Source organism: Corynebacterium phoceense, from assembly GCF_900092335.1.
GTDB lineage: Bacteria > Actinomycetota > Actinomycetes > Mycobacteriales > Mycobacteriaceae > Corynebacterium > Corynebacterium phoceense.
The window spans coordinates 177,686-191,228 of sequence record NZ_LT596207.1 but is presented as its reverse complement, the minus strand read 5'-3'; the positions used below and the strand labels follow the sequence as shown (position 1 = coordinate 191,228).

Annotated in this window: 10 protein-coding genes and 1 pseudogene; 9 read left to right on the top strand and 2 right to left on the bottom strand. The window is 64.4% G+C overall.

From position 1 onward, the window contains the following. Positions 1-30: 30 nt before the first annotated feature. The 8 genes and pseudogenes from clpB to BN9444_RS00900 all read left to right on the top strand — a co-directional run bounded on the left by clpB (position 31) and on the right by BN9444_RS00900 (position 10,253). Complete coding sequence (clpB, locus tag BN9444_RS00935) at positions 31-2,583, top strand: ATP-dependent chaperone ClpB (RefSeq protein ID WP_068801270.1); 2,553 nt, start codon at positions 31-33, stop codon at positions 2,581-2,583. Positions 2,584-2,641: 58 nt separating this feature from the next. Then, positions 2,642-3,502 (top strand): sulfurtransferase, encoded by an 861-nt coding sequence (locus tag BN9444_RS00930; protein ID WP_068801269.1) that lies wholly within the window; start codon positions 2,642-2,644, stop codon positions 3,500-3,502. 67 nt (positions 3,503-3,569) lie between these two features. Next, positions 3,570-5,075: a hypothetical protein gene (locus BN9444_RS14945; RefSeq protein WP_233423527.1), complete on the top strand. Its 1,506-nt coding sequence runs from the start codon at positions 3,570-3,572 to the stop codon at positions 5,073-5,075. 99 nt (positions 5,076-5,174) lie between these two features. Next, complete coding sequence (pyrE, locus tag BN9444_RS00920; protein ID WP_068801268.1) at positions 5,175-5,729, top strand: orotate phosphoribosyltransferase; 555 nt, start codon at positions 5,175-5,177, stop codon at positions 5,727-5,729. Continuing rightward, positions 5,722-6,408 carry a TrmH family RNA methyltransferase gene (locus tag BN9444_RS00915; RefSeq protein WP_066488915.1) on the top strand — a complete coding sequence of 229 codons (687 nt, stop codon included), beginning with the start codon at positions 5,722-5,724 and terminating at the stop codon, positions 6,406-6,408. The genes pyrE and BN9444_RS00915 overlap by 8 nt, the downstream gene beginning before the upstream one ends. Positions 6,409-6,484: 76 nt before the next feature. Next, positions 6,485-7,605, top strand: a pseudogene (locus tag BN9444_RS00910) (glycoside hydrolase family 76 protein). Positions 7,606-7,863: 258 nt separating this feature from the next. Then, positions 7,864-8,898, top strand: coding sequence for a class II fructose-bisphosphate aldolase (gene fbaA, locus BN9444_RS00905; RefSeq protein WP_066488920.1), 1,035 nt, complete (start codon positions 7,864-7,866; stop codon positions 8,896-8,898). Between the two features lie 161 nt (positions 8,899-9,059). Further along, a complete protein-coding gene (locus BN9444_RS00900; RefSeq protein WP_068801267.1) occupies positions 9,060-10,253 on the top strand; it encodes an FUSC family protein in 1,194 nt (397 codons plus the stop codon). Between the two features lie 33 nt (positions 10,254-10,286). Here the strand turns inward: BN9444_RS00900 and BN9444_RS00895 are convergent, their stop codons facing one another. Beyond that, entirely contained in the window at positions 10,287-11,174 is an 888-nt protein-coding gene (locus tag BN9444_RS00895; protein ID WP_068801266.1) for a hypothetical protein, read from the bottom strand. Between the two features lie 216 nt (positions 11,175-11,390). On the opposite strand from BN9444_RS00895, the gene gltS reads away from it, so the two are divergent. Next, the gene (gene gltS / locus BN9444_RS00890; protein ID WP_068801265.1) at positions 11,391-12,611 is read left to right on the top strand and encodes a sodium/glutamate symporter; all 1,221 of its coding nucleotides are present in this window, start codon (positions 11,391-11,393) and stop codon (positions 12,609-12,611) included. A 740-nt stretch (positions 12,612-13,351) separates the two neighbouring features. Here gltS and BN9444_RS14430 read toward each other — a convergent pair. Then, positions 13,352-13,510: a hypothetical protein gene (locus tag BN9444_RS14430; protein ID WP_154666875.1), complete on the bottom strand. Its 159-nt coding sequence runs from the start codon at positions 13,508-13,510 to the stop codon at positions 13,352-13,354. Between the last annotated feature and the right edge of the window lie 33 nt (positions 13,511-13,543).

The window sequence follows — 13,543 nt, the reverse complement described above, 5'->3', positions numbered from 1 at the left end:
AAGAGACGAAAGAAGAAACAGGAGGAAACCATGAGCGGTTTCAACCCCACCACGAAGACTCAGGAGGCTCTGCAGCAGGCGCTGCAGACCGCCTCGAGTAACGGCAACCCGGATATCCGTCCGGCGCACCTGCTTGCCGCTATTTTGAACCAGGAAGACGGCATCGCCGCCCCCGTGCTCCGCGCTACTGGCGTGGACGCGGGCACCGTGGCCAAGGAGGCCGCGGCCCTCGTCGACGGCTATCCCAAGGCGGAGGGCGCTGGGATGGCGAACCCGCAGTTTAACCGCGACGCACTTAACGTGCTCACCCGCGCGCAGGAACTCGCGGGCGAGCTGGGTGATGAATATGTGTCGACGGAGGTGCTGCTCGCAGCCATCGCCGGCTCCAAGACGGACGCCTCGGAGCTGCTGACGAGCCGCGGCGCGACCTATGAGGCGCTCAAGGGTGCCTTCCCGTCCGTGCGTGGCGCGGCCAAGGTGACGAGCGAGAACCCCGAGGACCAGTTCCAGGCCCTCGAGAAGTACTCGACGGACCTCACGGCGCGTGCCCGCGAGGGCAAGATTGACCCGGTTATTGGTCGTGACCAGGAGATTCGCCGCGTCGTGCAGGTGCTCTCGCGCCGTACGAAGAACAACCCGGTGCTCATCGGCGAGCCCGGCGTCGGTAAGACTGCCATCGTGGAAGGCCTTGCCCGTCGCATCGTCGCGGGTGACGTCCCGGAGTCGCTCAAGGGCAAGACTCTTATTAGCTTGGACCTCGGCTCTATGGTCGCCGGTGCGAAGTACCGCGGCGAATTCGAGGAGCGCTTGAAGGCCGTGCTGGACGAGATTAAGGCCTCGGACGGCCAGATCATTACGTTCATCGATGAGCTCCACACCATCGTGGGCGCCGGTGCGACCGGCGAGGGCTCCATGGACGCGGGCAACATGATTAAGCCCATGCTCGCCCGCGGTGAGCTGCGCCTCGTGGGTGCGACGACGCTCGACGAGTACCGCAAGTACATCGAGAAGGACGCCGCGCTTGAACGCCGCTTCCAGCAGGTCTACGCTGCCGAGCCCTCTGTCGAAGACACCGTCGGTATTCTCCGTGGCTTGAAGGAGCGCTACGAGGTGCACCACGGCATCCGCATCCAGGACTCTGCCCTGGTCGCGGCAGCGGAGCTGTCCAACCGGTACATCACCAACCGCTTCCTCCCGGATAAGGCCATCGACTTGGTCGACGAGGCGGGCTCGCGCCTGCGCATGGAGATTGACTCCTCGCCACAGGAGATCGACGAGCTCGAGCGCATTGTCCGCCGCATGGAGATCGAGGAACTCGCGCTGAAGAAGGAGTCTGATGCCGCCAGCCAGGACCGCCTGGCCAAGCTGCAGCAGGAACTTGCGGACGAGCGTGAGAAGCTGGGCGAGCTCAAGGCGCGCTGGGCGAACGAGAAGAAGTCCATCGATGATGTCCAGGCCATCAAGGAGCAGCTCGACGAGCTGCGCCGCCAGGCCGAGATCGCGGAGCGCGACGGCGACCTCGCCGCGGCCTCCGAGATCAACTACGGCAAGATCCCGCCGCTGGAGAAGGAGCTGGCCGAGGCCGAGGCGGCATCGGCAGAGCATAAGAACACCATGCTCACCGAGGAAGTCACCCCGGACACCATCGCGGAGGTCGTCTCTGCGTGGACCGGCATCCCCGCCGGCAAGATGCTCCAGGGCGAGACCGAGAAGCTCCTCCACATGGAGGACGTCCTGGGCGAGCGCGTCGTGGGACAGAAGGCTGCCGTCGCCGCCGTGTCCGACGCCGTGCGTCGCGCACGCGCTGGCGTCGCCGACCCGAACCGCCCGACCGGCTCCTTCCTCTTCCTTGGCCCCACTGGCGTGGGTAAGACGGAGCTGGCCAAGGCGCTCGCGGAGTTCCTCTTCGACGATGAGTCGGCCATGGTCCGCATTGACATGTCCGAGTACGGCGAGAAGCACTCCGTTGCGCGCCTCGTCGGTGCCCCTCCGGGATACGTCGGCTACGACGCTGGTGGCCAGCTCACGGAGGCGGTCCGCCGTCGCCCGTACACCCTCGTCCTCTTCGATGAGGTCGAGAAGGCCCACCAGGACGTCTTCGACGTGCTGCTCCAGGTACTCGACGAAGGCCGGCTTACTGACGGCCAGGGTCGCACGGTGGACTTCCGCAATACCGTCATCATCCTCACGTCCAACCTGGGTGCAGGTGGCACGGAAGAGCAGGTCATGGAGGCCGTCAAGCACGCCTTCAAGCCGGAGTTTATCAACCGTCTCGACGATGTGGTGGTCTTCGAGTCGCTGTCCCCGGAGCTGCTCGCCGGCATCGTGGACATCCAGCTTGGCGCCCTCGGCGCACGCCTTTCGGGCCGCCGCCTCACCCTGGACGTCACGCCGGAGGCCAAGTCCTGGCTCGCCGAGCGCGGCTACGACCCGGCCTACGGTGCACGCCCGCTGCGCCGGCTTATCCAGCAGGCCATCGGCGACAAGCTCGCCAAGCTCCTGCTCGCCGGTGAGATTGTCGACGGCGACACGGTCCACGTCGACTGCGCCGCGGATGGTGAAGCGCTCACGCTGAGCGCTTAACCTGCGCCGACGCCGCGTGTCCGGCAACCCTTCGCTCATGTCCCTACACTGTGGGGGCATGAGCATTGCGGTTTCTCCTCAAGACCTGAAAAATCATCTTTATCAAGGCCAGCGCTCCACGGTTGTCTACACCACGTGGGCACCGACCGCGGGCGCAGCGTTCAACCAATTTTCTTCGCTCCACATCCCCACCTCCCACTTCGCTGACACCGCCCTCGCGTTTGCCGGCACCCCCGGCTCCCGCGTGGGCCGCAACCCCCTGCCGGATCCGGACAAACTCCAGAACTGGTTTGAACGCCTCGGATTGCGCGCCGAGTACCCCGTCGTCATCTATGACGACGGCCGCGGACTCTTCGCCGGCCGCGCCTGGTGGACGCTGCGCTGGGCTGGCGTGGGCGACGTCCGCCTCCTCAACGGCGGCTTTGCGGCTTGGCGCCGCGCCGGGCTGGAAACGCTGACCGGCCCCGGCAACCTGCCGCTGCACTCCAACCTCGTGGTCGTGCCCGGCGGCATGCCCACCGCCACGATCGACGAGGTTAAGGAGCATCTCGCGAACCCGGACCCGGAAGTCCAGCTCATCGATACCCGCTCGCCCAGCCGCTTTACCGGCCGCCGCGAGCATCTCGACCTCAAGGCCGGTCACATTCCGGGGGCCATCAACGTCCCGGAGCGTGAGCTCCATGTGGACGACGAGACGTGGCTGTGGAAGTCCCCGGAAGAAATCCGCGCCGTCTTTGAAACCGCCGGGGTCAACCTCGACACCATCGACAAGGCCATCATCTACTCCGGCTCGGGCAACCACTCCGCGCTGGCCATCGCCGCCCTAGAAATCGCCGGCCTGCCCAGCCCCCGCCACTTCGTGGGCGGCTGGTCCCAGTGGTCCGCCGTGCGCGACAACCCTGCCGAGCGCGGCGACTAACACGCGGGGACGAACACGCAGCAACTAACGCCCAGGAGCGCACCAGGGGACGTAGACTAAGGCACTAATGGCTGTCATACTTCTCCTCCTTGCGCTCCTCACCGGCGGCGCCGGCGCCTACCTGTGGTGGCTGTCCGGTCGCCCGGCCTCCGATGCCCCCGCTCAGCGCCCCGCCGTCTCCGGCGCGTCCGCCGAGGCCCGCGACGCTGCAACCGCCCCAGAGGAAGCAACAGAATCTGAAGACGATGACTTCTTCGGCGAGTGGTCCGACGACTCCCACGGCCTCCAGGACGCACCGAGCGACGCGCCCGTCACCGAGGCCGAGCAGGCTGAGCAGGCCGAGGCAACTGAGGAAGCGGGGGACGAGGACGACAACACCGCCAAGGTTTCCGAAGAACCCACCCCCATCATCGACGCCGATCCCGCTCCGACCCATGGCCGCCATGCCGCCTGGACGGACGACGATGACGTTGACCACGACGTTGACGGAGCCCTGTTCGATTCCGAGTCCTCTGACTCGGCGGAGCCCGAGCCGGACGACGCCGACTTTTCCGATACGAACGCTGTCGCCGACGACGCCACCGACAACACCGAGAGCATCGACGAAGAAGACAACGAGGACAGCAACCTCGACAGCGACCTCGGGGACGGCGCTGAGGACGCCGAAGACACCGCATCCGAACCCGAGCTCATCCGCGGTCGTCGCTCGCTGCTGGGAAGCCTGCCCGGTGCCGTGGCCCGTGAGCGGCGTGCCTGGGCTGCGGCGCGTGACTATGACTTCGCGAAGCAGGACGAGTACCTCGTCGACGAATTCACCCGCGGCGCGGCTGCAGGTGGCGCGGCACCGCACGACGTGGTGGCCGGCCGCGTGCTGGGCCACGAGATGCTGCTCATGGACATCGGCGGCGTCAACGTCATGGCCATGCGCACCGGCGCGGCCTCGGACATCGTCGTCGACTTCCGCCGCACCGGCGCGCTCGAGGACACCGGCGCAGATGATCTCGTTCCCGCCTTCGAGGCCCAGGGCTTTAGCGTCTACGCCTCTGATGCCGCCGTCGCTGAGCGCCTTATCGACGCCCGCGTGCGCACGGCGCTCGACTCCTTCCCGCACGAGGTCACCGCGGTGTGGATGGAGTCCGAATGGGTGCTCGCCCAGATGACCAAGGATGCCCGCGCCGTCGAGTGGGATGCCATGCAGGCACCGTTGGCGCTGCTCGCCGATTGCGCCCGCGTCCTACCGCCGCGCTCGCAGGCCGCGCAGGTACTGCGCCTCGGCGATGGGGACCCCACCCGCTCGATGGAGCAGGAGGCTGTCACCCTGGCCAGCGGCCCAGCCCTCGTGGCGCCGGAGCGCGACGAATTCGAGTACCCGCCCGTCGAGCGCCCCGAGGAACCCGTGCCCATGCCTACCCGCGTGGCCTCCGACGTCCGCGGTCCCGTCGAGCGCACCGCCCTCGGCGCGGACGAGGTCGACGCCATCGCGGACGGCAAGGAACGCCCCGATGTCGACGAGCACGCTCCGCGCGTGCGCCGCCACCTCGACGGCAAGTCGAGCATCTTTGGCGACGACTAAAACGACGACTAAGAACACTCGGAGACCGCCACGAAACGCCGCGGGCGGTCGAAGTAAGCTGTACACAGACCACTCGTAGACGCAATCAAAGGAGCGCTCATGACCGCACGTGAACTCGATCAGGCCAAGCTGGACCGCCTGGCGGAATTGGTAAAGGAACTCGCCGTCGTCCACGGCAAGGTCACGCTGTCCTCGGGCAAGGAAGCTGATTACTACGTCGACCTGCGTCGCGCGACGCTGCAGCACGAGGCCTCCCGCCTTATCGGTTCGCTCTTGCGCCAGCTCACCGCGGACTGGGATTACGTCGCCGTCGGCGGCCTGACCCTGGGCGCCGATCCGGTTGCGACCTCCATCATGCATGCAGACGGTCGCGACATCGACGCGTTCGTCGTGCGCAAGGAAGCGAAGAAGCACGGCATGCAGCGCCGCATCGAGGGCTTCGATGTCGAGGGCCAGAAGGTTCTCGTTGTTGAGGACACTACGACCACGGGCAACTCGCCGCTTACCGCCGTTGCCGCCCTGCGCGACGCCGGTGCCGAGGTCGTGGGCGTTGCCACCGTCGTCGACCGCGCAACGGGCGCCGCGGACGTCATCAAGGCCGAGGGCCTGGAGTACCGCTTCCTCCTCGGCCTCGAGGATCTGGGCCTTGCCTAAGCCGGGGGCATCGGAAAGCGCGGCGAACCCGTACGCCGAGGGCCGTGGCCCTACCGAGTGGAACGAAGGCCGTCATGGCGTAGGCCCGTGGGAGGGCCCGCTGCCAGACGATCCGCGTTACGACCCGGAGCTGCTCACGGACGGTGACCACCGCAACGTCGTCGACGCGTACCGGTACTGGACGCGCGAGGCGATCGTCGCGGACATCGATACCCGGCGGCATCCGCTGCACATCGCGATCGAGAATTTCGAAAACGACTCGAATATCGGCACCGTCGTGCGCACCGCCAACGCGTTTGCGGTCGATACGGTGCACATTGTGGGTCGTCGCCGCTGGAACCGCCGCGGCGCCATGGTCACCGACCGCTATCAGCACCTCATGCACCACGACACGGTGGGGGAGCTCATCGAATGGGCACACGACCACGGTGTGACCGTCGTCGCCATCGATAACACGCCCGGCTCGGTGCCGCTGGAGACCGCGGAACTGCCCGAAAAATGCCTGCTCCTTTTCGGCCAAGAAGGCCCCGGCGTGAGCGCCGAAGCACAAGATAACGCCGTGATGACATGCTCCATCGCGCAGTTCGGTTCGACGCGCTCCATTAACGCGGGCGTGGCGGCGGGCATCGCCATGCATGCGTGGATCCGCCAGCACGCTGATCTGTCCCGCGCGTGGTAACAAGCGGTATAGAATAGCGATGTTTATAGCGCGGCCGTCGTGCCGCAGAACCTCACACCGACCATAAGGGACACGCATGAACGAGACGTGGGCACACCGCGCAGACCTCGCGGAAACCGCGATCAACGAGCGCCACGCCTCCGCGGTGTGGGGGCTGCCGCGCACCAATCTCGCCGTCGTGTCCTGGCCGCCGACGCTCAAAGAGAAGCTCTTCATTCACTGGCACTACTGGTGGCAGGCGCACTACCTCGATTGCCTTGTCGATGCCGCCGAGCGTAAGAACACCAAGGCTCGCCGCCGTCGCATCGCGGACACTGTCCGCGGCATTCGCATTCGCAACGTCGAGTCGCTCACGAAGAACCGCTACTACGATGACAAGGCGTGGTTGGCGCTTGCCATGGGGCGTGCTGGCGAAGTTAAGAACATGAAGCGCGCCAAGCGGCTTGGTGCGCTGGAGCTCAACATCGCGGCGGGTCTCGATCCGAAGCTCGGCGTGCTGCCGTGGCGCGAAGGGGAGTCGTTCCTCAACGTGCCCTCCAACGGTCCAGGCGCCATCATGCTCGCGCGCCGGGGACGCATCGCCGAGGCACGCACCATCGTCGACTGGATTTACGACCACCTCATCGATGATGACGGTCTCGTCATGGACGGCGTGCGCATGCGCATGGACGGCCCCGAGATCGTCCGCGTCATCCACCCGTACTGCCAGGGCGTCGTCTTAGGCGCGTGCCTGGAGATCGCGCTGAACCTGCGCGAGCGTGCCGGGGTTACCTCGCTCGAAGACATCGACACCGTCCACGAGGCAGAGCTCGTCGAGGACCTCATGCAGTACCTCACTCGCATTCGCGGCCTCGTCCAGGCGGTAGCGTCGTACCAGGCCACGCCGTCGGGCGTTCTCAACGCGGTGACCGGCGACGGCGACGGCGGCCTGTTCAAGGGCATCCTCGCGCGCTACCTCGCGGACGTCGCCGTGCGNAGTCCGCGTGGGAGCACCGCCTTGAAGTCGACGGCCTGCCCATCTTCGGCACGGACTGGGCTGCCGATGCCCGCCTGCCGCACAACTACGGCTTCGCCTCGACCACCCTCAGTGAGCGCGTCGGCCTCATCCGCGTCGCTGAACGCGACCTCTCCGTGCAGCTTTCCGGCTGGATGCTTCTTGAGGCCTGCGCACGGATTTATCGCGAGCTGGACATCTAGCCGGCTGCCGCCGTACTCCGCCCACCCACCGGGCGCAACCGCCGTGGCCCGAATGCAGGCTTTCCACCCGAAATTTCACACATTCCCTGTCCCCGCGTGCCCTCGAGATGTGCGAGTGGGCAGGGATTTTGCGTAGCTGGCGACAGATCGGGCACAAAGTACAACAAATGTCACAAAAATTAGGTCGACATGATCCGCTTAACGCGGGCATACTTGGAGGGGTAAACATATCGGCTCCGAACACCCAAGGATGATTCAATGCCTATCGCAACCCCTGAGGTCTACAACCACATGCTGGATACCGCCAAGAAGGGCGGCTTCGCATTCCCGGCCATCAACTGCACCTCCTCTGAGACCATCAACGCAGCACTACGTGGTTTCGCTGAGGCAGAGTCTGACGGCATCATTCAGTTCTCCACCGGTGGTGCGGAGTTCGGTTCCGGCCTGTCCGTGAAAAACAAGGTTGCTGGCGCCCAGGCTCTCGCAGCGTTCGCGTACGAGGCAGCCAAGCACTACGGCATCAACGTTGCTCTCCACACGGACCACTGCCAGAAGGAAGTTCTGGACGAGTACGTCCGCCCGCTCATCGCCATCTCCCAGGAGCGCGTCGACCGTGGCGAGCTCCCGCTGTTCCAGTCCCACATGTGGGACGGCTCCGCTATCCCGATCGACGAGAACCTCGTCATCGCCCAGGAGCTGCTGGAGAAGGCCCACAAGGCCAACATCATCCTTGAGGTCGAGATCGGCGTCGTCGGCGGCGAGGAGGACGGCGTCCAGGCTAAGGCTGGCGCTAACCTCTACACCTCCGTTGAGGACTTCGAGAAGACCATTGACGCACTGGGCACCGGCGAGAAGGGCCGCTACCTGCTGGCCGCTACCTTCGGTAACGTCCACGGCGTCTACAAGCCGGGCAACGTCAAGCTGCGCCCGGAGGTCCTGGACGAGGGCCAGAAGGCTGCTATCGCTAAGCTCGGCCTTGACGCTGACGCTCAGCCTTTCGACTTCGTCTTCCACGGTGGCTCCGGCTCCGAGAAGGAGAAGATCGAGCAGGCTCTGTCCTACGGTGTTGTGAAGATGAACGTCGACACCGACACCCAGTACGCCTTCACCAACCCGGTTGCTCGCCACATGTTCGAGAACTACGACGGTGTCTTCAAGATCGACGGCGAGGTGGGCAACAAGAAGGTCTACGACCCGCGTTCTTACATGAAGAAGGCCGAGCAGGGCATGTCCGAGCGCGTTGTTGAGGCCTGCACCGACCTCCACTCCGTGGGCAAGACGGTCTCCAAGTAAAACGCACGACTCGTCACAGCGGTAAGCGCTGCTGACACCTCCTGAATACCTCCGCACCGCGGCTCATCATCGGGCCGTGGTGCGGAGGCTTTTTCTGCCACCACACCCTTAGGACCATAACCCGCTGTCGCGCCACGGCATGACCGCTAAAATCAGGCATCATGGCGACTGAGAAACAACCTTCCCGCGTGCGACAGACCACTCGCGAAACCTTGCGCACGGTGGATAAGTCGCTCAAAGCTCGTTTTGGCCGCCTGCGCAACCGCTTCGTCTACATTCTGCAGATCACGCTGGGCGCCGGCCTGGCCTTCTTCGTTGCGCACAGCTTCTTTGGTCACTCGCAGCCGTTCTTCGCGCCGATGTCGGTTATCATCATTCTCGGCCTGTCCGGCAGTGACCGCCTCAAGCGCGCCATCGAGCTCTCCGTCGGCGGCATCATCGGCGTCATCGTGGGCACCTTCCTCGTCGATACTCTCGGCACAGGCCCTATCCACATGACCATCATGATTGGCGTCTCCTTACTTATTGCGTCCTTTGTGACGAGTTCGCAGCTGGTGAGCAACCAAATCACTATCGGCGCCATCCTTATCGCCACCATCATGCCGCCGGAGGAGATGGGCGGCCTTTCCCGCGCCATCGACGCAGTCATCGGCGCCGTCATCGGCGTGGTCATGATTGCGCTTATTCCTAATTCACCGCTGCGTGCCGGCCGTGGGGAAGTCTCCAAGGTCCTGCGCGTCGCGAGCTCTGTGCTTTCCGATGTCGCTCAAGGCCTCCGCAAGGACGACCCCGAGGGCATTCGTGACGCCCTCGACGCCGTCCGCGGCACCCAGGCCGATATCAATAAGATGCTCGCCGCCGCGAAGGGCGGCAAAGAGACAGCAAAGGTTTCGCCCTTCCTCTGGGCGTCGAAGCGCAGTATTCGGTCGCTCGAGCGCACCTTGTCCCCGGTGGACAATGCTGTGCGCGGCGTTCGCGTCCTGGCGCGCCGCGCGCGCGTCCTCGCCGAGGATGGCGACCACGTCTCACCCGTCCAGTTGGAACTCATCGAAGAGCTTTCCGATGCCGCCCAAGCCCTTGGCGCCCTCTACTCCGAGTCTGCACGGGAGCAGCGGCTCCACGAAGCAGAAATCATTCCCGAAACCATCCACCAGTTGCGCTCCATCGCAGCGCGCGCCGGAATGGACGTCGTGGCAGACACCCACGTGCTCTCGGCCTACGCCATTCTTGCGCAGACGCGCTCCATCACCGTCGATCTGCTCATGGTCTGCGGCATGTCGCGCGAATCCGCGGTGGCGGCGCTCCAACCGACGTCGGAACACCCCGCCTATCCGCCTGAAGTGCACGGCGAATAGCGCGGCCTCGCTCGCCAGTCTGAGACTCGGTGCTTAGGGGCGCGCGATTTGAAGGTCGCGCAGGTGGCGGTAGAACGTCACGCGGTCCACGGGCCGCTTGGCGCTCACGCCGTCGACGACGACGCGCATCTCGGCGCCGCCGGCTTGGACCGCGCGGCCGGTGCGCACACTCTCGTGGTCGAGGGCACCGGGTTCCGGCGTGTGCCGGTTCCGCAGGCGCGCGAGGAAGCCCTTGGGGGCGGGCGGCTCGCCGTAGAGGGGACCGAGCGCTGTGGCGGCGACGATACCGGGGGCGTCGAGCATGGGCACGAGACGAGTGCCCCACGCGCCGGCGCCGGCTTCCTGGCGCACGAGCACGGCGTCATCGACGATGATTTCGCCGGTGATTTCGCCGCCATCCCAGGAACAGATGGCCGCGGAACCAGCGATGGCGAGGCCGGAGTCGTTGCGGATGAGAGGCACGGGACGCACGGGTGCGGTGAGGGCCACGGACCATGCGGCCTCGGCATCGGTGGGCAGTCCCCAGTTGTGGGCGGCGGTGGAGGCGGAGGCTGGGGTAGAGGGGGCATCGGCAAGCTGGGCGGGCACGAAGCCGAACTCGACCCACATGTAGTCCGCGCGCATGGCGCGCGTGAGAACGGCAGACAGCGCAGCGTCCGTGCCGACAACGACGGTGCGCAGGGGCTCCGGTATGGGCTGCGGGGCGAGCTGCGGGGTGCCGAGGTGAGAGACGTCGGGCTGCGCGGCAATCTCGTCGAGCGAGGGCGTGGGGTCCTCCGGGAGAATCTCTGTCGCGAGGGCATCCATGACCTTGAGTTCCTGGCGGGTGGGGATCGCGGAAAGATCGTGGACGTGAGCGTCCTTGGGTAAGGAAGCGGGAAGCGGTGCGTCGGTGCCGCAGCGCAGGACGAGGTACGTCATGAAAGACCCCTTGGATGAAATATGAGTAGTGAGTTTTAAGCCTACAAAATGTGGGCGGGGGTGATTCAGTCGCGGCGCCCACACATGCGTGAGTTAGTTGTTTGGGCCACGTAACGGTAAACTGGCCCAGTTACATTGCCCCCTTTTGTTGCGCTAAGCGGGGCGCTGTCGCGCTCGCAACCTTGAGTTCTAACCCCAAGAAGGCCTGAGGTATATATGGATATCGAATTTTCTCTCATTCAGTCGGTGGGTTTTTCCATCGTCGTGCTCATCATCGGCATGTGGCTCAAAAGGCGTATCTACTTCTTTGAGCGGTTTGCCATTCCGTCGCCGGTTATCGGCGGCTTTTTGTTTGCCATCATCAATCTGATCCTGCGCCAGACCGGGCTGGCGAATATCACGTTCGACGTGACCGTTCAGTCCTTCTTTATGGTCATCTTCTTTACCTCGGTGGGCTATGGCGCCTCCATCAAGGTGCTCAAGAAGGCCGGCCCGAAGGTCATGGTCTTCCTCGTGCTGTGTACGGTGCTGTGCTTCTTCCAGGATCTCGTGGCCGTGCTCCTCGCGCCGCTCGTGGGCGTGTCCAAGGACCTCGCGCTCATGACGGGCTCGGTGTCCATGACTGGTGGCCATGGCGTGTCCGGCGCAATTTCCCCGCTCGTGGAGGAATCCGGCGTCACGGGTGCAGAGACCGTCGCCTACACCTCCGCGACGTTCGGCCTCGTGGCCGGCTCCCTCCTGGGCGGCCCCATCGCCAATCGCCTCATCCTCAAGCACCAGCTCCACAAGCAGGAGTCGGAGAAGGTCCACATCGACACCTCTCTTCTCGAGCAGGGCGTACGCAAGCTGCGCCAGGACCGAATTATGCACGCGTTCATCATGATCCTGCTCGCCATGTTCATCGGCTCCTTCATCACGGACTTCCTCAACACGTGGGTCGGCACCTTCACGGAAAAGGCCGCCTTCCCCGTCTACCTGGGCACCGTGCTCGTGGCCGTCTTCTTCCGCTATATCAACGATAAGTACGAGCAGCGCGAATACGAAGAACTCGTGCCCGTCCAGGAAGTCGAAATCGTGGGCACCGTGGGCCTCAACATCTTCCTGGCTATGGCGCTGATGAACGTCCGCCTGTGGGAGCTTGCCGATGTCGCCGTGCCCCTTCTCGTCCTTCTCCTCGGCCAGGTCATCCTCATGGCCACCGCCGCGTACTTCATTACCTTCCGCGTTATGGGCAAGAACTACGATGCCGCCGTGCTCGTCGCCGGCCAGGTCGGCTTCGGCATGGGTGCCACCCCCAACGGCATGGCCAACATGGAATCCGTCACCACCAAGTTCAAACCTTCCCCGCTCGCCTTCTTCATCGTGCCCATCGTCGGCGGCATGTTCATCGACTTCACCAACTTGTTCATTATTCTGGGCTTCCTCAACTTTGCGTAGTACTCGTCTCCGGTGCCGGCTGACGTCTCGTGGAGTCAAGCGCAGCTGAACAGGCGTAAATGGTGTGAGCCAGATGGTGTATTTCACCCTCAAATGAGACAAATACACCATCTGCCTCACACCATCTTTATTTGTGCTCGGTCGGCGCTCATTGAATTGGCTATGCGCGGCCGGTAGACGAGGTCGTTACATGAAAGCTCGCCGCCGGATTGTCACGCCAAAACAGGCGAAAGCCCCGGTTCCTCCTAAAAGTCGCCGAGGCTTTCGGTGAGACTAGCTAGTCAGCCAGTTCCAGACCCGCTCGATAGTATCGTGCAGGCCAGTGGCTGCCAGCGTCCCGAGGGGCTTGGTTGCGATTGTGGTAACAATCGCAGTCAGGGCCTTCTTCTTATCCTTGCCACGCTCAGGCGGCTGAGAGTCAGAAGTGGAGATGTGTCATCTCACCTCCCTCCGTCAGGTAGGTGGAACTCCGCACCTGGCGGTGCGAAGAAAAACAACGGCCCCGACCCCCATATATGGCGGTGGGGACCCCGGGCGACCCCGGTTGACAGTACCGTCAAAAGGGGAGAGCTTGCGCTCTCGCGGGCCAGATTACACAAAGTTGCAAGGAGTGAGGCGTTGAATCGGCTTCGCGTGGCCGGTAAGCTGGGCCGTGACATGAAAGCTCGCCGCCGGATTGTCACGCCAAAACAGCGGAAAGCCCCGGTTCCTGGTAAAGATCCCGGGACTTTCCAGTGAGACTAGCTAGTCAGCCAGTGCCAGACCTGCTCGATAGTATCGTGCAGGCCAGTGGCTGCCAGCGTCCCGAGGGCCTGGGCGAAGATCGTTCCCGCGAACTTCTTCCAGGCCTTCTTCTTATCCTTGTCGCCCTCAGGCGGCTGCGAATTAGAAGCGGACATGTGTCATCTCACCTCCCTCCATCAGGTAGGCGG

Coding starts and splice junctions, on each gene's coding strand:
- BN9444_RS14945 (WP_233423527.1), top strand. CDS start 3,570: ATGGCTGTCATACTTCTCCTCCTTGCGCTCCTCACCGGCGGCGCCGGC.
- BN9444_RS00930 (WP_068801269.1), top strand. CDS start 2,642: ATGAGCATTGCGGTTTCTCCTCAAGACCTGAAAAATCATCTTTATCAA.
- BN9444_RS14430 (WP_154666875.1), bottom strand. CDS start 13,510: ATGTCCGCTTCTAATTCGCAGCCGCCTGAGGGCGACAAGGATAAGAAG.
- fbaA (WP_066488920.1), top strand. CDS start 7,864: ATGCCTATCGCAACCCCTGAGGTCTACAACCACATGCTGGATACCGCC.
- BN9444_RS00895 (WP_068801266.1), bottom strand. CDS start 11,174: ATGACGTACCTCGTCCTGCGCTGCGGCACCGACGCACCGCTTCCCGCT.
- gltS (WP_068801265.1), top strand. CDS start 11,391: ATGGATATCGAATTTTCTCTCATTCAGTCGGTGGGTTTTTCCATCGTC.
- pyrE (WP_068801268.1), top strand. CDS start 5,175: ATGACCGCACGTGAACTCGATCAGGCCAAGCTGGACCGCCTGGCGGAA.
- clpB (WP_068801270.1), top strand. CDS start 31: ATGAGCGGTTTCAACCCCACCACGAAGACTCAGGAGGCTCTGCAGCAG.
- BN9444_RS00900 (WP_068801267.1), top strand. CDS start 9,060: ATGGCGACTGAGAAACAACCTTCCCGCGTGCGACAGACCACTCGCGAA.